Origin of the sequence: Vibrio ruber DSM 16370, from assembly GCF_900163965.1 — a bacterium.
GTDB classification, from domain to species: domain Bacteria; phylum Pseudomonadota; class Gammaproteobacteria; order Enterobacterales; family Vibrionaceae; genus Vibrio; species Vibrio ruber.
On sequence record NZ_FULE01000047.1, the window covers coordinates 10729 to 31463 of the forward strand.

14 protein-coding genes and 1 pseudogene are annotated in these 20735 nt (G+C 44.3%); 3 read left to right on the top strand and 12 right to left on the bottom strand.

Going from position 1 to position 20735, the window contains the following annotated elements:
* Positions 1-98 precede the first annotated feature (98 nt).
* Genes VR7878_RS16570 through VR7878_RS16580 form a run of 3 tightly spaced genes read right to left on the bottom strand, consistent with a single transcriptional unit; the run spans position 99 to position 6898 of the window.
* Positions 99-2771: an EAL domain-containing protein gene (locus tag VR7878_RS16570; RefSeq protein ID WP_077337153.1), complete on the bottom strand. Its 2673-nt coding sequence runs from the start codon at positions 2769-2771 to the stop codon at positions 99-101.
* Positions 2768-5857, bottom strand: coding sequence for an ATP-binding protein (locus VR7878_RS16575; protein ID WP_077337154.1), 3090 nt, complete (start codon positions 5855-5857; stop codon positions 2768-2770). The genes VR7878_RS16570 and VR7878_RS16575 overlap by 4 nt, the downstream gene beginning before the upstream one ends.
* An 18-nt stretch (positions 5858-5875) precedes the next feature.
* Positions 5876-6898: an ABC transporter substrate-binding protein gene (locus tag VR7878_RS16580; protein ID WP_205409481.1), complete on the bottom strand. Its 1023-nt coding sequence runs from the start codon at positions 6896-6898 to the stop codon at positions 5876-5878.
* Positions 6899-7381: 483 nt separating this feature from the next.
* On the opposite strand from VR7878_RS16580, the gene VR7878_RS16585 reads away from it, so the two are divergent.
* Together VR7878_RS16585 and panF are read left to right on the top strand one after the other, a co-directional pair.
* The gene (locus tag VR7878_RS16585) at positions 7382-7726 is read left to right on the top strand and encodes a YhdT family protein (protein WP_077337156.1); all 345 of its coding nucleotides are present in this window, start codon (positions 7382-7384) and stop codon (positions 7724-7726) included.
* Positions 7719-9173, top strand: a complete 1455-nt coding sequence (gene panF, locus VR7878_RS16590; protein ID WP_077337157.1) for a sodium/pantothenate symporter — start codon at positions 7719-7721, stop codon at positions 9171-9173. The genes VR7878_RS16585 and panF overlap by 8 nt, the downstream gene beginning before the upstream one ends.
* A 339-nt stretch (positions 9174-9512) precedes the next feature.
* Here panF and VR7878_RS16600 read toward each other — a convergent pair whose 3' ends face one another.
* From VR7878_RS16600 to VR7878_RS16635, 8 genes and pseudogenes are all read right to left on the bottom strand, one after another.
* Complete coding sequence (locus tag VR7878_RS16600; RefSeq protein WP_159440492.1) at positions 9513-10394, bottom strand: HEPN domain-containing protein; 882 nt, start codon at positions 10392-10394, stop codon at positions 9513-9515.
* A 176-nt stretch (positions 10395-10570) separates the two neighbouring features.
* Positions 10571-10690: pseudogene (locus VR7878_RS16605) on the bottom strand (GNAT family N-acetyltransferase); the annotation flags it as partial.
* Positions 10691-10731: 41 nt separating this feature from the next.
* Positions 10732-11658: a hypothetical protein gene (locus tag VR7878_RS16610; RefSeq protein ID WP_077337160.1), complete on the bottom strand. Its 927-nt coding sequence runs from the start codon at positions 11656-11658 to the stop codon at positions 10732-10734.
* A gap of 111 nt (positions 11659-11769) precedes the next feature.
* Complete coding sequence (locus tag VR7878_RS16615) at positions 11770-13671, bottom strand: UvrD-helicase domain-containing protein (RefSeq protein WP_077337161.1); 1902 nt, start codon at positions 13669-13671, stop codon at positions 11770-11772.
* On the bottom strand, positions 13653-15803 hold the full coding sequence (locus VR7878_RS16620) for an ATP-dependent nuclease (protein WP_077337162.1): 2151 nt from the start codon (positions 15801-15803) through the stop codon (positions 13653-13655). Before VR7878_RS16620 ends, VR7878_RS16615 begins: the two co-directional genes overlap by 19 nt.
* A 546-nt stretch (positions 15804-16349) precedes the next feature.
* Entirely contained in the window at positions 16350-16586 is a 237-nt protein-coding gene (locus VR7878_RS16625; RefSeq protein ID WP_077337163.1) for a hypothetical protein, read from the bottom strand.
* A gap of 459 nt (positions 16587-17045) precedes the next feature.
* Positions 17046-17411 carry a cupin domain-containing protein gene (locus VR7878_RS16630; protein ID WP_059120407.1) on the bottom strand — a complete coding sequence of 122 codons (366 nt, stop codon included), beginning with the start codon at positions 17409-17411 and terminating at the stop codon, positions 17046-17048.
* A 108-nt stretch (positions 17412-17519) separates the two neighbouring features.
* Positions 17520-18389 carry an AraC family transcriptional regulator gene (locus VR7878_RS16635; protein WP_077337231.1) on the bottom strand — a complete coding sequence of 290 codons (870 nt, stop codon included), beginning with the start codon at positions 18387-18389 and terminating at the stop codon, positions 17520-17522.
* Between the two features lie 141 nt (positions 18390-18530).
* Here VR7878_RS16635 and VR7878_RS16640 point away from each other — a divergent pair, with 141 nt between their 5' ends.
* Positions 18531-19685: an aminotransferase-like domain-containing protein gene (locus tag VR7878_RS16640; protein ID WP_077337164.1), complete on the top strand. Its 1155-nt coding sequence runs from the start codon at positions 18531-18533 to the stop codon at positions 19683-19685.
* Positions 19686-19885: 200 nt separating this feature from the next.
* Here VR7878_RS16640 and VR7878_RS16645 read toward each other — a convergent pair whose 3' ends face one another.
* The gene (locus VR7878_RS16645; RefSeq protein ID WP_077337232.1) at positions 19886-20362 is read right to left on the bottom strand and encodes a LabA-like NYN domain-containing protein; all 477 of its coding nucleotides are present in this window, start codon (positions 20360-20362) and stop codon (positions 19886-19888) included.
* Positions 20363-20735 lie beyond the last annotated feature (373 nt).

Sequence of the window (20735 nt, forward strand, 5' to 3'; positions counted from 1 at the left end):
GAAATGATGCGTAAAATAATGATCTGCCAAATTCAAGGATGACAAAATAGAGTGACGACCCAATGCTCACCTATTTATTCTGCCCACCGCTTGGTTGTTCAATCTAACAAATTGAGTGGATGAGGGCGTGACCGTAAAAACGCTTCGCAGCGATCAACTGGCTCAGGACGGCAAAGGTAATACCCTTGAATCTCATCGCACTGATGCTGATGCAAGAAAGCCAGTTGCCTGTCATCTTCAACCCCTTCGGCAATGACATTCAGCCCGAGGTTATGCCCTAACGCAATAACGGCTTGCGCAATACTGCATCCTTCAGGGTTGTCCGGCAGATCAGTGACAAAAGCACGATCAATTTTCAGCCGGTGGACCGGAAAGTTCTTCAACGCACTGAGGCTGGAGTATCCCGTTCCGAAATCGTCAATCGAAAGCTGTACCCCCATACGGTTAATTTTTTGCATGATCTCAACCGCTTCTTGCGGATTTTGCATCACCACACTCTCAGTAATTTCCAATTCCAGATATTGGGGTTCTAACCCACTCATTTCCAAAGCAGCCGCGACTCGCTCCGGTAAGTCTTTCTCATGAAATTGTCGGGCGGAAACATTCACCGCAACACAGAGGTCTTGAATGCCGGCATCCTGCCATGCTTTATTCTGTTTACACGCCGTCTGCAAAACCCAATCTCCGATCGGTACAATCAGACCTGTCGTTTCAGCCAGCTGAATAAAGCGCATCGGAGGCACCATGCCGAATTCAGGATGTTGCCAACGTAACAGTGCTTCAACACCGATAATGCGCTGGGTATGAAAACAATACTGGGGCTGATAGTGCAGAACAAACTCTTGATTATCCAATGCATGACGCAGGTTCTCCTGAAGCACCATTCGTTCTTGAATTTCGTTGCCCATATCAGGGCTATAGTGCTGAAAACTATTCCGCCCGAACTCTTTCGCATGATACATGGCAACATCAGCATTTCTTAACAGCACATCAGCGGTCTGGCCATCATCCGGATAGTGAGCAAACCCAATACTACTGGTCATTCTGATTTCATGATCAGCAATCTGTATCGGTTGGGTAATCGCTTCTTTAAGGCGACTGAGCACCAGATCAATCGGGTCGGCGTTATACAAGAGTATGACAAATTCATCGCCCCCCAAACGCGCCAACGTGTCGGTTTTTCTGATACAAGTTTCCATCCGTTTGGCAATAATTTGTAATAACACATCACCGCAGCTGTGACCCAAACTATCATTAATCATTTTGAAATGGTCGAGATCAATCAGCACAACCGACACCTTACGTTCATAACGTTGCGCCCATAACAGCCCCTGATTTAAGCGGTCATCTAATAAAGTCCGGTTCGGTAATGCCGTTAACGTATCGTGGTGTGCCAGATACTGAATCCGCTCCTCGTTCTGCTGGCGCTCAATGGCAATGCCCGCAATTCGGGTTGCCATCTCGATAAATGTCATATCAACCTGACTCATCTGATATTTTTCCAGAAAATAGAGCGTCAGAGTTCCTAAGATATCTCCCTGTGAAGTGACCATCGGGATGGTATAACACGCGTGAATTCCAAACTGATTCAGTAATGTACCGTAGGTTTCCCACCCGAGCGTCGGTTCCAGCGGGTTCTCACACCAGACGGCCTGCTCTCGCATCACTGATTCACTATTCGGGCTCGATGACTCCGTCACAGATTCACCTTCGGGAAATAATTCCTCATACTGCGCGGCAAACGTATCCCCCATCGCTGGTGCGGTACGCAATGTCAATCGATCATTGCTTTTCAAAAATATCGCACCCAACGTCTGCACCTGATGGGCTTCAATCAATTGAATTAAACGATTCAGAATGTCATCCAGTGACGAGCCGGTGACCATCATTTCAAACAACTGCCCTTGGCCGATACGCAGTGCTTCCGTTCGTTTACGCTGATCAATATCATGAATGACCAGAATTTCTCCCTTAGATAGATCTTCCCGATCAATCGCGGTCAAAATCGTCTCTCCCCAGAAACAGTGGCCGTCACTACGCTGATAGCGGATATCCGACACATATTCACCTTGCTGGACAAGTGACTGATAGGCCGCCTGATGGATGTAATCATCATGATATTCAGCCGAATAGAGTGCTTCGAGCGGCAAATCACTTAAAGCTTCTATCTCCTGACCGAACAGGGTCGCCAGTTTTTGGTTGCATCTGACAATCCGACGCTGCTGTAAGAATGCAATTCCCACCCCGGAGTGCTCCAGTAGTCGCTGTTGCTCCTGTAAGATCTGATTCAGTTTCACTTGTGCTTTTTGACGAACTTGGCTTTCTTCGATCAATTGCTGATTTTTTTCGGTTAACCGATGTTGCATATCACACAAAGACAGGTGGAGCTTAATCCGGGACACAACCTCTTCGATCTGAAAAGGCTTCGTTATATAATCCACACCGCCAACTTCAAACCCCGTGACTTTGTCCGTCACATCATTCAGAGCCGTCATAAAAATAACCGGAATATGACGCGTTTTGTCGTTTTGCTTCAAGTGAGTACACACTTCAAAACCATTCATGCCCGGCATCATCACATCCAGCAAAATCAAATCCGGCACGACATAGTCAGCGCGCTGTAATCCTTCCTCTCCGTCTTCGGCAATCAAAACCTGAAAATGCCGGCCATCGAGTTCATCCACTAATACGCCCAGGTTGGCGGGGGTGTCATCGATGATCAAGATGATTTGATCCTGATGTTTTACAGTCGGATAGTCTACAATACTCATATCGCGGATTTCCTTGCCAATAACTCATTAACTAATAGGGATATCCCCCGGGATTGGAATGCTTTCGTCATCTCAATCAAATGCGCAGCAAAAGCACCATAACGGGAGTCTTCAGCGCTTAAGTCTTCAGCCCAGCGACGGATATGACGCATATTGCCGATCAATGCCAAATGGTGAAGCTCTTCTAATTGCTTTCTCGGTGGGGCAACCCATTCTGAAGTATCGGACACCATCGCTAATGCATCCAATTCTGATGTCTGTTCATCAACAATCCATGTGAGATGCAACTGTTCCCCGATCTGAATCAGCAAACGATCCCGGTCAATCGGTTTGCTCACAAAACCACTTGCCCCGGCCTCTTCTCCTTGTCTCAGTTCGGTTTGCGATGCGCTGGCAGAGACAATCAATATGGGGACATCCTCCAGCTCCGGAATCTGCCGAATATTCAGTGTGGCCTCCAGTCCATCCATTACCGGCATCACAATATCCATCAAAATCAAGTCTGGCTGCTTTGCATATGCTTTCCCGACACTATCCTGACCATCGACGGCTTCACAGGTTTCAAAGCCGATTGCACCTAATAAATCAACCAATAGCATACGGTTCTCCAGTACATCATCGACAATCAGAATCTGTTTGCGACTCCCCTCATAGCCAATGATATTCTTCTGACTGAGGCTAAAGTCCCGCTCCCGCTTCTCCGTCACCACCGGCAAATCCAGCGTAAAGAAGAACCGGCTTCCCACGCCCGACTGACTGGTTACCTGAATCTCACCGCCCATCTGTTTAACGAGCTGCTGGCTAATCGCAAGGCCGAGTCCTGTACCGATAATCTGCCGTTTTTTATTTCCGACCCGCTCAAAGGGGTGGAAAATAATATTCTGCATTTCAGGATCAATCCCGATACCACTATCTTCTACCGAAAACGTGACTCGCACCGGATCCGCGGTATCGGCCGATTCAGCAACAACGCTGAGGTAAACATATCCCGTGTCGGTATACTTCACCGCATTGCCTAACAAATTCAGCAACACCTGACGCAGGCGTTTTTCATCGACAAAAACCCAAGGCAGTATCTGAGGCTTGAGCTGAAGCTTGAGATCCAAATTCTTCTGCGCTGCCTTAATGCGAATGATTTCAAGCACACTCTGAAAACACCGGGTCAAATCAATCGCTTCAGGTGCCAAATCCATTCGTCCGGCTTCAATTTTCGACAAATCCAACAAGTCATTAATCAGGGTCAATAAATGCTGGCCACTCTGAATGATGGTATTCAGTCCATCTTTTTGCTGTTCATTCAGTTCAGGAGCCCGATGTATCAACTGCGCATACCCGAGAATCGCATTTAACGGCGTTCTCAGTTCATGGCTCATATTTGCCAGAAAAACAGATTTGGCATGTGTGGCAGCTTCGGCCTGAATGCGTGCACGGTTGAGTTCACGAGCTTGCGCCTCCAATTGTTCTGTTTTGTGCTGCAAGTCTTCTGTCCGTTCAACAACACGCTGCTCCAGTTGTGCCATAATCTGTTGTCGTTCCGCTTCCGCCTCGGCTTCCATTGCCCGGACCTTGATAGCGTTTTCCTGAAAGATTTTCACTGCACGGGACATACTGCCGACTTCATCCTGACGCGCGACACCGGTAATATTCACATTCAGATCTCCGGCGGCTAACTGACGCATCACAGCGGCCAGCGAGATAATCGGTCTGGCGATCAAGCGAGACGTTGACCAGGCAATAAACAGTGCCGTCAAGGCCGTAATACCGCCAACAATCATGCCGGAAAGTTCACTCCATTCATTATGCTGATCAGCGGCAACTTGCTGTTCTTTGGCAAATTGAGATACCAGTGACGATGTTCGTTCAACCTCTTCACGGACTTTTTGGTGAACCCGGGACAGCGCATAGCTTGCCTGCCCGAAGCGGATAAAAGCATCGCGGTAGCCATCAATTAAAGAATTAACGGTCACTGTCGCATTCTGCGACGATGCCAATGTACTCACAGCGGGTAAAATACGCGAATAATGACTCAATTGATCCAACGTATCATGGACAAGTGCGGCTTCGTCATCCGTCGGACGCAGCAGGAATTTCAATGTCTTGGCTTCCAAATAGGCCACCCGTTCTGCAAACCGTCTGGAGATATTGACAGAGTTTTGCAGTAATCCGATCTCGGTGCGCAGGAAATCCATCTCCTCTCCCAGTTCCTTCTCGCGTACTGCAACCAGTTTTTCAAGCTGTTCAATGACTCGTTCAATCATTTTAAAGTGATCCAGTAGCGCTGCATAAATCACGCTGCGCTCTGAGTTGGTCTTGTTCAACACTTCAATATCTTGCCGGGTAAGATTATTCACCTCTTGCAGCTGCGCAATGGCCGTCAACCATTGCGCTTGATTACTCTGCTCTTTGAGCATATTCATGACCGGAAACATGGCTTGCAAAGCCTGCTTGATTTCGGTCAGTGGCTGTTCGGTTTGCCCGGCAGCATGCGGTAGCAACAGGGAAGACATTTTATGCACCCCCGAGCGAAGACTCTGGATAATCTGGTGAGATTGATACACTTTGTTCATCCCGGTATCCTGCAAATCCATTCGCTCATCAAGTGCTGCTCTTTGTTGGATCAGATGGTTTTCAATCGCAGTTGCCACGTTTTGCAACTGCATCTGCTGACGGGTCATATTGCTGGTTTCTGTATTCATCATTTCGGTCGCCAGCCCTAAGATGTCAACCGTATTAGAGAAATAACGCATTCTTCTTTTCAGTGCAGAGACTTCTTCCTCATGAACACTCTCCAATTCACTCAAATCCAGATGAGCAAGTGTCTCGACATTTTCTTCTATAATGGCTTTTACTTCGTCTAAACGAGAGGGGTCATGAGAAGAGATAAAATTTTCGATCCGTTCTGCCGCATCATTGACGGAGACCATCACCGCAGAGCCGTAACCGATCATGTTCACTGACTTCTTCAATTGGGTCAAACTATAGAAGTGAACAAGTGAAACGCCGATATTCAGTAAGACCAACAAGATCACTGATACCGTAATCTTAGTGGTAATCGACCAGTGTTCAAATGACCTGATTTTCAGCATAACACCGTATCCGCGTACTTACTGATGCAGCGCCGCATCAATCATTTTCACCACATCTTGCTGAGAATATGACGGATTGGCAGCACCACCGACAGGTATCCTCTCAAGCCATGCATCCAACTCATCACTGTATATAGTTACTAATGGGACATGTACCACCTTCGGGACTTCTTTTCCGGCTAAGATCTGCTGCGCCACCCAAAAACCAACCTGCGAAATACTGGGACTCGCCGAGATGGAAAATGTCTCATAACCATGCGCGTCCCGCTCTTGCTGCCAGAGTGCCAGTTCGTTTTGTCGATTCCCCATCACAATAATCGGTAACGGCCGCCCTGCTTCTTTAAACGCTATCGCGGCACCATAACCATCTCCGCCTTGATCCACCACTGCATCAATTTTCGGTAATGCCGGCAAGGCTAAAGCCACCTCTTTCTTGGCCACTGAGTTGGTCCATTGACCATAGACGGTATGAACGATTTTCAACCCGGGATACTGCTTTACCGCTTTATGAATCCCCGCACTGATATCTTTATCGGTCACATCACCTGAAATGCCACGAATTTCCAACAAATTGCCTTTGCCCTTCAGACGCTTGGCGACATATTCAATTTCAGCGTGCCCCATTTGATCCCAATCGTAATTCACCTCATAAACACAAGGTTCATTGATCTTGCTGGCAAGAACGACAACAACGACACCAGCCTGACAGGCATCATGCACCAGCCCTCTCAGCGCAGCATCTGCGGCAGCGAGAATCACAATGGCATCATAACCTTCCATAATCATATTCTGGATTTGCCGGGCTTGCTGCGGGACGGAATTATTCGCACTGATCACCGGGGCATCTTTGATCAAGCCTTCTCGTTGTGCCTGAGCGGCAACATCTTTCCAGTCCTGCACCATGACTTTACGAAAATCACTCCCAGCATAAGAGTTACTCAATATAATCCTTTTATCGCTGGTATCACCGCGCACAATGCCAGCAGCCAGAATCGCCGGAACGTAGAGAAGCAATAAAAACGAGCTCACAACCGTAAGCATATATCGCGCTCGCTTCATCCGACTTCGGCTATAAAATAACTGAGTCAATACCATGCAATTCATCTCCCGATTCGAGATTATCGGATGTCAGAGGGAGATCTCATCAGGCTGAGACTGAGCAATTGGCAAGACAATTCTCCCTGAACATTTCCCAGAACATAGAGAAAATATGGTCAGAAGGCGTGCCAAACACAAAAATTAATCATAAATTACGTGAAATAATACTCATATTATTGATGCAACCACCAATCCGTCACGGGCAATATTGACAAATCACCGGATCACCTCTGAGTGCGATTTATCTAAATTATCTCATGAGAATAACCCCGGATTCGCCATCATGATGCGCATTCTCAACTTACCTTCATGGCCTGCATTCTGGTATCATCGCCAACCAAATTCAGAAACAGGAAAGATCTTCAACTGAATGATTTCAATCCGAATGGTCTTTTAAGATGAGAGGAACAGGGAGAATCATAGCCGATGAATCAACAGACTGAGTCTTATCGTCAGGCACACCGGGAAGCCCTGTGGGCGATTGCGTTGGCACTGGGATATTTTATTTGGTGGTACGCCACGGCTTACGGTTTTTCTTTGCCGCCAGAATCTCAGACATTGCCCGAACTGTATTGGGGAATGCCGTTATGGTTTGTGCTTTCTTGTATCGTTGGCCCGGTACTTTTTACCCTTTTGTGTGGTTTGATGGTGAAATGCGTGTATCGAAATGTCCCTCTGTCTACAGCAGAAGGCGAGGATAAACCACCCCACCATACACTGAATTCATCCGGACACTCCGGCACTTCACAACAGAATAATCACCATGAATAGTCAACTGATTATCCCTTTACTGATCTATCTTGCCGCTGTTTTTGCGCTGGCACTGCTGACCCGCCGTCATCACCGGCCGGGACAATTTCTCAGTGAATATTTTATCGGTAGCCGCAGCCTTGGCGGGTTTGTCCTCGCCATGACCCTGGCAGCAACCTATGCCAGTGCCAGTAGCTTTATCGGCGGGCCGGGGGCAGCCTATAAAATGGGACTTGGCTGGGTATTACTGGCGATGATTCAATTGCCTGCGACGTGGCTGACCTTAGGCGTGCTGGGAAAAAAATTTGCTATGGAAGCCAGACGCCACAACGCGGTGACGCTCAATGACATTTTATTTGCCCGTTTTCAGAATCGTACCGTGGTGGTGATTGCTTCACTCACCCTTCTGCTCGCTTTTTTCGGCACTATGGTGGTGCAGTTTGTCGGTGGAGCACGATTACTGCAAACAGTGACCGGGCTCTCTTATCATCAAGGACTGTTGCTGTTTGCCTGCACGGTCGGACTCTATACCACGATCGGTGGTTTTCGGGCGGTGGTCCTGACCGATACGGTTCAGGGAATCATGATGCTGATCGGAACCTTTGTGTTACTTTGGGGCGTCATCCATGCCGGTCACGGTATCGGTGAACTGGTCACCCGGCTGCATCATATCGATCCGGCGTTAGTCACCCCATACGGGCCGGATCATTTTCTCAGCCAACCGTTTATCCTCAGTTTCTGGGTATTAGTCTGTTTCGGAGTGATCGGCCTGCCTCATGCAGCGGTTCGCTGTATGTCCTATAAAGACAGTGCTTCATTACATAAAGGAATTGTCATCAGTACCATCATGATGGCTTTACTGATGTTCGGCACGCATCTGGCCGGTGCACTTGGCCGGGGAATTATCCCGGAAGTTGCCAGCCCGGATCTCATCATGCCGACACTGATGATGACGGTGTTACCTCCGATGGTTGCGGGTATTTTTCTCGCCGGCCCAATGGCGGCAATCATGTCCACCATCGACTCACAACTGATTCAGGCCTCTGCGACCCTGCTCAAAGACCTCTACCTCAACTACATCAATCCCCGGATGCTGAGTGAGGCTCAGGGCGAACGCAAGCTGAGCCGTCTCTCGATCTGGGTCACCGGTATTTTTGCCCTGCTGGTCTTTTTGGCCGCGACCCATCCGCCGGATATGATTATCTGGCTCAATCTGATGGCTTTAGGTGGTTTACAGGCAGTCTTCCTCTGGCCGCTGGTTCTGGGATTATACTGGTCCAAAGCTTCAGCAACCGGTGCATTGAGTAGCATGGTGGTTGGTTTGAGCAGCTATATTTCTCTGGTAGCCTGCAAGCCTGATCTCGGTGGGATTCATCCGATTGTGCCGACACTGGCACTCGGGTTGGTCGCCTTTATCATCGGCAGCTATCTCAAGCCCGCAGCATCGACAGCTATGGCGACTGAATGATGTTATTTACAGGTAGCTACGGCTACCTGTGGCTTACACGCTGTTGTATGATTTCTCACTGAACGTGATGAGACTTTGATCCTTGCTAATGCGCTATAAATTTTTATGACTCATCCTCTGCGAGGCGACATTTTCCATTCACTTGCACAATGCTGGGATAATTATCTAAAAACAAAATGATAGCATCGTATTCAGCGTTCAGTTTTTGCAACAGTATCCAAAGTTTCAACAGCATTAAACGGGTGATAGCGTGTAATAGTTTGGCAATCATTTCCCCCGATTTCATTTCACTTCATTTAAATCATCCGCTGAATAAATAAAACCATTCAGGGAGAATGGTTAAGCAGAATCTATCCGCGCTAAACAAACTTGTTCAACCACTGCTTTTAACTGCAACACTCTCCCTTCGAGATAAGCCAGCTCCTCTGCGGTAATTTCATAATGCTCGGAATAACGGGCTTCGATATAGGCGCGTTGCAAACGGCGGAAGCTGCGACGGTGGAATTTATTGTCGAGCGGGAAAATCGTCTTAAACTCTGGCTCGATTTGCGCACACAGTTTACTCAGCTTTTCGATATTGTGGGATTTGGGTAAGTAGTTGGTGCATGTGAGTAACACACAAGCAAAGAATCTTTCTGTGGTCTGATGCAGGAGAAAAGCAGCTTCCGTAATCCAATTTTTAGCTGCTGTTTCTTGATAAATAATAAAAAACTGAGATGCACTTTTAAGCCATTTCTCATAATGCTTTCGGGCTATTCCCCGCAATTCTTCCTCCGTCAAATCCCCCGGCTCAATCAGCGGTTTCGGTGTTGCGGCAAACAGTTCAATCCCCTCTTCACGGATATCCTTAAAGAAATAATGCCCCTGCTGCAATCGTTCATTTACTTCCTGCAAATCGTGAACAATCAAACCCAACGGCGCGGATTTCACTTTGCGATCAATTTGCTCTTCCGCCCGCTGCCAGACCACATAATCTTCCACCAAGGCAGCTTTGTTGACGATCACCAGAATATCGTAATCGCTGATGTAACCATTGACCGGATCGCTGACCCAATTGCCTTTAGCGTGGCTGCCGAACAGGATGATTTTCAGGATACGAAACTCGCTTTTACTCCCGGTTTTGCCCTCAAGATAGTCTTCCAGCGTATCACGCAGAATGGTCGAGATCGTGGCAAGCTCTTGCTGTTTGAATTCAGGCAGGTGGTCGAGGGAGGTTTTCATAATCGCGCTTCGCTTTGGTGGATAACATGGCTCTAGCATAAAAGAAGCATTCAGAAAAAAACACTGTTTATCATATCCTTAGCATAATTGAAGGATAAAATGCGACGCGGTTCTTTTTTATTTCTGTCCCCGATGATTGTCTCAGGTTTCGGCTTCGAGGCATCACACAATGATGCTTATGTGCCAGAACACATGGTGTATTCGGGATGCCCCGTATGTTCATCGCGCTGTAGACTCACCACATGAAAGCCTTGCGACACATAGAACTGATAGCTGGCCTGATTTTCTTTGTACACTTCACTTTCTTATAATTAATATCTATTGCTAGTTGAGGAGGTTAACGCCGCTCTCTGCGGCAATTTTGGAGCGCAACGAAAAAATTGTCCGACAGCAGCGCCTTGTTAGCTTTTGCTGCCATTGCCATTGCCATTGCCATTGCCATTGCCATTGCCATTTGTAGCATTTTCGACTCTTGATGCCAGATCTCAACTAGCGAAGAAAGTACTTTATATGCTTTATCACTGAATAAACCAGCCAGCAAACCAAGAAATGCACAGCTATATGGATTTGAAGGAATACGGACATCTGGGGAAGTAAGAAGAAATAGATGCTGCCCGCCCTTCAATGCGAGATAAACAATAAAACCAGTAGCTAGACCAGACGTCAACGTGCGGACGCTCATTCGAGTTCCTGACCTTAACCCAAAAATCATGGCTCCAAGAGCGCTACATGAAATAATGGGCAATGCCAAAAGATGGTCTGATCTCATTTCATAGATGAAGCCTATATAATGAGAAGAGCTGAGATTTTCTAAAATACTCGGAGCTGATTCTGATTTTATTGAATTTTCCTCGAATCTTGCTGTTACCTTCTGATAGTTTTTTATAAGCTGTTTTAACACTCCAGATTGATCATCAACACCTACAGTAATCAGTGTCGAAACCTTATCATTGAGTTCTTCAAACTGTTCAATTTTTATAGTCGCTTCTTTTCTATTACTGTAAACAGATTCATCTATTTTGACATTCTGACTAGAAGTCAGGCTAACAGCTATATTCGCTAAATCACTATTTAATGACGCAATCTTGTTGGACACATTATTGCTAAAGGACTCTCTAGATGCCATTTCTGAAACTGTAATCACAGACAATACAGCAAACACTACCACCGCCACGAGCTCGAACAGCTCGTAGTACATATCATACAAACGAGTTATCAATAATGGCTTTATACTTTCCTTTAAAACGCCCTTTTCTTCATTCATCACTCTATTCTCGTTTTGAAAGCTAACGCCACGCTCTGCAGCAAATATGGAGCTTAGCGGAGAACTTGTCCGACAGCAGCGCCTTGTTAAATGCAAGCTTGGCAAAACCTTTCAATCATCCAAATTAACAACATTATCCTCACCAAACCAACTAACCGCTGTTTGAATGACTTGAGCACTTGGGTTTGGAAAGAATACGGCTAACCTTTCTTTTGCTCGAGTGCAACACACATAAAATATTTTTTCAGACCTCTGGCGAACGCTATCAGTACCGTTTCGCTCAAACAGATACTTAAAATTGTATTGGTTCCACTTGCCATTATCCAAGACTACCAAGACATTAGGAAATTCGGCTCCTTTAGTTTTATGCTGAGTCGAGAATGGTAAGTATCCTTCGAGATATTCAAAGACATTGCGAAACTCTTGATAATTGACTTCACACACCTGCTTGTATAAATAATATTTGTCTTCAACGTATCTGACCAGTCTATCATCCTTGATAACTAAACCTAACTCATGAGCAAGATCAATAACTTCACCTATCGTAATATCCGTCTGTATTTCAAAAGACTGAATGGCTTCATTCAGCCTGATTTTATCTTCGACAGAAGTAACGGAATAATCAGTGGCCTTAATGAACTGATTAAATTTCTTAGATTGATAGAGTCGCATGCAATTTTCTATTTTAAACAGATGCTTGACTAAATCATCTCTATTAGAACCAAGTTTACTTTTATCACCAATATTATTTTTCTTATCATCAAGCAGTTGCTCTTTATCTACGTATAGCTTAGATATTTGGTCGTAAGGTTGCTCTTTCGCTAATTCAAAATATTCTCGATAATTGTTAATGTAATTATTCTGTGCATCTGTCGGATTTGGACACCCGAGATACTCAATAACTTGGGAAAGTGTTTTCCCTGTAGAATCATATTGATCCTCATCTCTTTCAAGAGCTTTTCTTATCTTATTTTTAATATATTCGAGGATTTTATCTTTATCATATATACGCATTAATTCAGGAAAACTAGCCTTATCCGAAATAAGACTGTGAGTAAGGTGAAGTTCTTTAACTAATTCAGCATTGTCAAAATCCCATCCAAGATATCTTCTAACTGATTCCAGATCATCATTAGATGAGAATAAAAATTCAACAATACCTTGCTTGACCTCTCCGTTCTCATCCATATTCGGAGCAGATCTATCTCTCGAAGGTTTTTGAATAAGGCCATCAGTTCTAAGCTGATTTGCTAAATTTATTACTTTTAAAGGATTACGTCTATTCTGTAGCTTGAGAACTTCTATTACTTTTGGTGGTTCAGCCTTTGTATACATATCTAAATTACCAACGCTACTATCATAAATTGATTGCATTGCATCACCAAAAAAGCCAACAACATTGTCTTTGGTTGACTTTTCAAGGTGCTCTAGCAGTATCTCTACAACTAAAGGATCAGTATCCTGATATTCATCTACAAAAATAAATGGATATTTATCCTTTGTTATTGAGCATAGCTTTTCGTACTTTTCAAACATCTTAGAAGCCAGAATAATGACCTCATCGTGTGATATTATACCTTTCGCTAGTTTTAAATATTCTTTATATTGGATTGAATCACAGTCATCAAAGAAATCCTGAGAAACAACTTCACTATCAGGATGTTTAATTTTAGTTTGCTCGGAGTCATTTATAAGCTCAATCAACGTTTCCTTAATCTCTGATTGAAAGCATTTAATATTTCCCCATAAGAAATCATGTATAGTCGAAACATATAAGCTATCGTGTGAGATTCGCTCTTCAATTTCATTAACTGCAGCATTGGTGTATGTGATGCACCCAATATTTAGCGAAGGACTATCGCAAACCACAGCTTTTAACACTTCCACTAATGAATATGTCTTACCACTACCTGCACCACCACTAAGTAGAAAGTGCTTCTTATTCTTGATCAAGTCAATGACGTGCCTTGATTCCTCAGAAAGGTTTTCTAAATCTAGTTTTTCCGAAGCCATAACAATCCTTCCTTGATATAGAGAGGAACGTGCCAGTTTGAAAACTCAATTCCTTCTTCAGTCGTCTCGCTATTGAGTAATATTTCAATGGCAAGAGATGGCTTGCTATTAACTGCTTTTTCGGAAAAATCGAAAGCATCAATATCATCGTTTGACAGATATAAATCCAAATATTTTTTTGTTAATGACGGAAATGCGCTATGTCCAGCGTTAAGCAGATCTTTATTTATACTGAAAAATGCGTCCTCAAAGCTTCTACCATGATATCCATGCTCTTCTACCTGATATACAATCTTAAGAAACCCATTAGGATCTTGTTGCCAGGTTTCGCTTCCTGATGGTTTGGTTAAGCTCTTATTTTCAAACTCTAAGTCTTTGTAAAACCCCAACTCCTCTTGTTGAAAGAAAAATTTTAGAGATGAGTTGGATGACTTTGAGCCGTAAGGATCTAAAGGAGTGCATCGCACTTCTTCTATTTTGTCATTGCCATTCTTATACTTTTGAGGCGTTACATTATCATCTTCATATATGGTCTTTTCGTAGTAGCTATCAATGTCAGTGATAATTAGTGATTTCAGGCCTACAAAATCAATAAATTTTTCAAAGGTTTGAGAATGAGCTCCCACCTCTACGATTGAAATATTCTGCGACAACAATGGTTGATCATCTGAGTTCTGAGTTTCTTGGTCAATTTTCTTCAACATCGATGGCAAGATAATCCGCTCTGTATCACCTTCAATGAAAATCGCTTTATCAGCAAAAAACAACTCCGCTCGGTTTAGGGTTAAGTATTGTTTTAGAAACCGATACGCCTTTTTTAGCTCATCGTCTTTGTCTGGATCTTCACTTGAAGCGTACGCATGTGCTAAATCTTTTAGGTTTTTCGCCTGTACTTGATGAGTTTGAGCGGATTTCTTAAGGTACTTAATGTCGTCAAAACTGCTTTCTGAGACTATGTGCGAAGAATGTGTAGTAATAACTGACTGGAGGTGGATTATCACCCCATCTTCCCTTAGACGGTTTTGCCTTAATAGCTCTTTAATATTTTTTATAAATACATATTGCATTTGCGGATGAGTATGTGCCTCAGGCTCTTCAATAAATAGTAAGTTAATTGCCGCTGGCTTTTCCTTTATTGACCGCCTTAGCCTACTCATTAGCATTTCAATTTCAAAAATCATGCTAATTAAATTCATATACCCTAAACCATTATAATGTTCAGGTAAGTCATGACTTTGATGGGCATACATTACAGTAGTGTTACCTTCTAACAATTCCCTATGCTGCAACGTAGAGGTGATTTTGATATCCGTTTCTGTTGGACTTATACCACCGAATTTGTTCACCTTTTCGATGATTCCGCTAAACATTTTCTGATAGATGCTACTCAGCCTGTCATCGGTTTTACGCAGTTCTTTTTTGAATTCGTCAGACGCTTCTTCTTGTTCATCTGATTCATCAACTTGTCTGTACAAGCTTGACGTTTGGTTAGACAGAGTTTTATCGTTTTGCTTGTTAGTTACGCTTCGTTTCGCATTAATGAACTGAATTGCCAGGATATCTTTAAGATTTATCCTTTCCTTGTGTAAATCCAAAAATTGATCCTCATCATTATATAATAAACTCTTTCGAATAATTGGACCAAAGTAATCAAATAATTTTTCCTTCAGGAAAAGACGGGGCTTATTGTCAAACTTTTTAGCTTCATCGATGTATTTTAATTTCAGCTCACTTAGTTTATCAAATGAGATTTTGTACTCGAAAGAAAGAATTACGTTATCATCATCAGGATCTAAGCTCATTATCAATGGACTGATTTTAGAAAGATCGTCTGATTTACTGTATTTAATAAAAAGCTTTAGTTGAATTCCAAGATCAACATATTGCTCCTTAGCACCTATTTCTTTTTCACCTAGAAGAATTTTCTCCAATGAAGACCTCAGTTCAATGTTAAAGTCTTCATAGGCAACTGCATTTCTTTCTGATTGAACTACTAGCTTATCTAAACAAGCTAACACAGATGTTTTACCAGTGTTATTTTTTCCTATAACTAGAGATAGCTCATCTTCCAAATCTAAGACAAAGTTCTTTAGCAATCTGAAATTTGAAATTTCAATCCGTGCTAATTTCATACTTTTCTTTATTCCTTCTTTCTTATTTGATAGCTATGCATTAACGCTACGAGCGCCCCACTGGAATTTAACAGTTTATTATACAGAACTACTCTATAAGAATACTTCTGTATAACTTACTGACAGTCGATGAATTTCTATCCTAATCGCATGGAAATACAGACAAAATCCCAGTAAAAAATATCACTACATCAGAAACCACAGCACAACGCTGTCTAACTCACTCACAAATGATTGACTAACGTTCCTACCCTTAGACACATCTTGGATAAACCATATTTTTGTTCTTTAATGAGCACCTAAACACACTAAATAGCATTGAATAGGTTATAGAAAATCGCCAGAAAAAATTGACACAAACATGACATTTTTTGATGCAGGTAGGTTTTGTACAAAATTTCAGCGTTTTGATCATCAAGGAAAGTAATGCTGCTGCGGTGTGATGTGAGATGACTTGCCTGAGTTCAGAGACTCATTGGCTTTCAAAAGAGTTTTACCCAATTCAAATCAACCACCAAACGAAGAAAACCATTCATGGAAGAATGGTTAGGCTTTTCCGGGCAGGACGCCCGTAAAAGCCGGTTCTGGAAAGCGCGCACCTAAGCCCAACAAGAAAAGATTTTCTGGTTCGTCTTTCATCTCTGAAAGATGAACTGGCGCACTGAGTAACAATGTCTCTGAAATTGAGGAACGCAATTGTGCGTCAAATTTGGGGGCCCAAGGCTGGGAAGATAAAATTTGTAATGCAGGTGTTTGGTGCGCAATGACTTTCTTCGATTTCATCGACATCTCCGAATGCGCCCCAGATACTTTTTCACGGCAGAAAAAGTACCCCAAAATGCCTAAAATTTGAGTTCAGCGCACGTAATCAGGGTCGGATTGATTCGCATCCTGCTCAAGCAATCCTGAAAAATCGTCCATGATTTTTCACCCTGAGTTCAGTGACCAAATTAACTGTTTAAGAATGTTTCACCGCACGCAAATCAACCACCAAACGAAGAAAACCATTCATGGAAGAATGGTTAGGCTTTTCCGGGCAGGACGCCCGTAAAAGCCGGTTCTGGAAAGCGCACACCTAAGCCCAACAAGAAAAGATTTTCTGGTTCGTCTTTCATCTCTGAAAGATGAACTGGCGCACTGAGCACGAATGCAGCTGAAACCGCAAAACGTAATTGTGCGTCACATTTCGATTCCCAAGGCTAGAAATTAAACGAATACATACGAAGCCAACCTATTGTACCGCTAAATCCACTCTTGCTGCTCTGAAGAGACGGTAACTTCACTTTGAATCTCTCCGGTATGAGCCGTCGATGCCGGCTCAACCATCATAAAATGTGTATCTGGCTCTGCTTTCGGGCAGTGCTCGACACCTTTGGGGACGATATACATTTCACCGGGATTGAGCACAATATTTTTATCTCTCAGTTGTAAAGTCAGCTGGCCTTGAAACACAATAAACAGTTCATCTTCATGCTCATGTGCATGCCATACCAGCTCACCATTTCCTTTGGCGATTTTTACCAGCTGACCGTTGGATTCAGCGATAATTTTTGGTGTCCATACTTCGGAGAACTGTCCGAATTTTTCACGAATATTAATTTTATTCACTGCCCTTCTCTCCTATATGACCGTAATAGCACAACGCATTATTAAAATGCCATGAGTTTATGATGAATGCCACGAGAATCACTTATGGAAAATAGCTAGGCTGTTGCCTTAAAAGAACTTCACCGGCAAATAAAAATCTAACTCAAACTGTTCATCAGGATGGAGAAAGTGATTTTGATGATAGTGAACATAAGCCGGTGTCGAGCGCAGCTTAAACCCAGACGTCGGTAGCCACTGCTCCATAATCTGGCTGATATACGGCAGCAACTCACCATATATCCCTTGTAAATGAAACACAGCATGTAAGCCGCCGGGGATCACCATCTGATTCACAATCCCCCGAAACGGCAGAGGCCGGTCGATTTCAAGGCAGGCCACGTAGCGACATTTGTCCAACGCGACCCAGGCGGGATTCGAATGGTGCAAGCCAAACTGAGTCGTGTCATCACGCCCTTCACTCTCCGCCCACGCTTTCAAAACCAACCAAGCATGGCGAATGGAGCGGTTGTACCCCGTATGCCGCACGTAAGCCGCCATGCGATCCGGGACGTCTAAAATTTTGGGCGGCTGTAATACCCGACTTGCTACACGCTGATAGCCGGCTGCGATTTCCGGATCTTTGAGATAAGGTTTTTCAGCAGTCCCCATATCATGCTGCCGCCACTGACCGGGATACATCTGGAAGGTCGCTTTAAAAGCCCGGCTGAATGAAGACGCGGAACTGAAACCACAGTTACTGGCGATCTCCGACACCGAGGATGTTAGATCAAACATCAGCTGATTGGCCGCATACTCCATCCGTGTGCGCCGGATATACTGATGGATCGACTCACCGACCGTCTGTTTAAACACCCGATGAAAATGCTGCTCGGAATAAGCCGCCACATCAGCGAGTGCCTTAGCTGATAACTCTCTACTGATATCTTTATGAATATAAAAGAGAACATCATTGATCCGGGAAATATGATGGCGGCTCATAATCGATAAATCGCATAAATGGACATATTGTTCAGCATAAATGGACATTCGTATTTAAGCAATCCCCTGTACTATCTCTCCTCTAGAGGCTGTACTCCATAGAAAACAGCCCGAACAATAAAACAGCAAACAGGAACAGACATGGAAATTGCGCACTCATTACAACAAACCCGTTCATCTTATATCCGAGAGATTCTTAGTGCCGCCACCGATAAAAATGTGATTTCACTGGCCGGAGGCCTGCCGGACGAACAGACATTCCCGATTGCGCTGATGCAACCAATGCTGGAAAAACTGGCACACATGCCGGAGATCTTTCAATACGGTGCAACCGCCGGTTATCAACCCCTTATCAACTATCTGCACGAGCTGTATCAGTTACCTGACACGCACACGGCCATGATTTGTACCGGCTCACAGCAAGGGTTAGATCTCATCGCCAGAGCTTACTTCAACCCGCAAGACACCATTGCGATGGAAGCCCCCAGTTATCTGGGTGCCATGCAGGTTTTTAATCTGGTTCAGGCCAATATTGTTACCGTGCCTCAAACGGAAGATGGCCCGGATATCGCGTTGCTCGAACAGTGCTTTCAACAACAGCAACCGAAAGCGTTCTATGCGGTGCCTGATTTTCACAACCCGACCGGGGTATGCTGGAGCCTGTCGGTTCGTCAGCAAGTCGCAGCACTCTGTTGCCAATACAATGTGGTTTTGATTGAAGATGCGCCCTATCGCGAGCTACGCTTCAGTGGTGAAGCGCTGCCACTGGTTTCTGATTTTTGTCCGAACCATTCGATTGTCTTACGTTCGTTTTCTAAAATTGCCTCTCCGGGGCTGAGAATCGGTGTGGTCACAGGGAAACGTGGTGATCTGGAGCCATTAATCAAAGTCAAGCAGGGGGCGGATCTGCACTCCAGTGTCCCGATGCAAGCGCTGCTGCTCGGGCTATTGCAACACCCTGATTTTGAGCAGCATATCCAGCGTATCCGTCATTTATATCAGTCCCGTTATGACTGTCTGTATACTGCCCTGAGTCAACAACTGCCTCAAGGCTGTCATCTCAAACCAATTAACGGTGGAATGTTCATCTGGCTTTCTCTGCCGGATTGCGACACATTTGCGTTGGCAAAAACCATGTTGACTAAAGGTGTGGCGGTCGTACCGAGCCCGGTCTTTTATCCCGATGCTGCCCCGTCGCCTGCGGCATTGCGACTGAATTTCACCAATGCCAGTCCGGAAGAACTGACCGAAGCAGTCAACCGTCTGGCTGACGGGCTAAAAGCTTATTTGAATTAAACGCCGCTGCGCAAATCACAATTTATTGCACTCCGCGGCTATCTGCGTCCGCGGAGGTGTATGTCAGTAGAGACCGTCGCCAAGACGTCAATGAAAACGTCACACCATTCAGTCACCACCCACATCCAGTCATGATCAATAAGTCATGACTGGATTCACACGCATCAACCGGGAGGCATCCGTCCGGCTCATTCTGGGTCTCATGCCATCAACAGTTCAGCGTCAATCGGAATATATTGGCTGGCTGCCTGCATCAAAGTAACCGAGGTCAGTTCAGGCACACCATAGACTTCAACCCATTTCCCTTTGTCACCGGATAACTTTTTCACCAACACATCAAAATCACCATCTCCGGAGACGAGCACAACAGTATCGACATCTGCTGCATACTCCATTGCATCAATGGTAATCCCGACATCCCAGTCCCCTTTCGCTGAACCATCCGCACGTTGAATAAAGGGTTTCAGTTTGACTTCAAAACCGATCGCTCGCAGGATATTCTGAAATTCCTGTTGCTTCGGATCCCCCCGGTCAATTGCATAGGCAATTGCCTTTACAACTTCCCGGTTCTCAGTCGTTTTGGCCCATAATTTGTTGTAATTGAGGTGACGTTGATAGGCTTGTCGGGTGGTGTAATACACGTTTTGTACATCAACAAGTAACAGAACTTTTTTCATCTGGGCAGGCCTTTGATTACGGGTCATATGTCTGAAGGGAGCAGTGTAATATGAAACGATTCCCCGACCCAAAGAAAATCGCTGTACCTGACTCATATCGAAGCCAGTAACGACCATCCTTTTAATGCCCCTCCTCTGAATAAAAGAGCATCATGTTTCAGTAAATCAGCCCGAGAATATAAAATAAATTGCATATGTTGATATTCAATCACATCTTTGTTTTTATTTCAAAATGTCATACTGAAAAAGTGTAAGACAAAAATAATTAGTGACAATCATTCCAAATATTTGTAATTCCCATTAAAAACACACAAAATAACCGTCCAATATTAAATAAAACATCCACATACAGCACGCCATATTATAATATTCA

Bases quoted from the DNA above. Each gene is read 5' to 3' on its own strand.
- VR7878_RS16575 (WP_077337154.1), bottom strand. From the start codon at position 5,857: ATGCTGAAAATCAGGTCATTTGAACACTGGTCGATTACCACTAAGATT.
- VR7878_RS16620 (WP_077337162.1), bottom strand. From the start codon at position 15,803: ATGAAATTAGCACGGATTGAAATTTCAAATTTCAGATTGCTAAAGAAC.
- VR7878_RS16615 (WP_077337161.1), bottom strand. From the start codon at position 13,671: ATGGCTTCGGAAAAACTAGATTTAGAAAACCTTTCTGAGGAATCAAGG.
- panF (WP_077337157.1), top strand. From the start codon at position 7,719: ATGAATAGTCAACTGATTATCCCTTTACTGATCTATCTTGCCGCTGTT.
- VR7878_RS16570 (WP_077337153.1), bottom strand. From the start codon at position 2,771: ATGAGTATTGTAGACTATCCGACTGTAAAACATCAGGATCAAATCATC.
- VR7878_RS16580 (WP_205409481.1), bottom strand. From the start codon at position 6,898: ATGCTTACGGTTGTGAGCTCGTTTTTATTGCTTCTCTACGTTCCGGCG.
- VR7878_RS16635 (WP_077337231.1), bottom strand. From the start codon at position 18,389: ATGAGCCGCCATCATATTTCCCGGATCAATGATGTTCTCTTTTATATT.
- VR7878_RS16610 (WP_077337160.1), bottom strand. From the start codon at position 11,658: ATGAATGAAGAAAAGGGCGTTTTAAAGGAAAGTATAAAGCCATTATTG.
- VR7878_RS16600 (WP_159440492.1), bottom strand. From the start codon at position 10,394: ATGAAAACCTCCCTCGACCACCTGCCTGAATTCAAACAGCAAGAGCTT.
- VR7878_RS16585 (WP_077337156.1), top strand. From the start codon at position 7,382: ATGAATCAACAGACTGAGTCTTATCGTCAGGCACACCGGGAAGCCCTG.
- VR7878_RS16640 (WP_077337164.1), top strand. From the start codon at position 18,531: ATGGAAATTGCGCACTCATTACAACAAACCCGTTCATCTTATATCCGA.
- VR7878_RS16625 (WP_077337163.1), bottom strand. From the start codon at position 16,586: ATGAAATCGAAGAAAGTCATTGCGCACCAAACACCTGCATTACAAATT.
- VR7878_RS16645 (WP_077337232.1), bottom strand. From the start codon at position 20,362: ATGAAAAAAGTTCTGTTACTTGTTGATGTACAAAACGTGTATTACACC.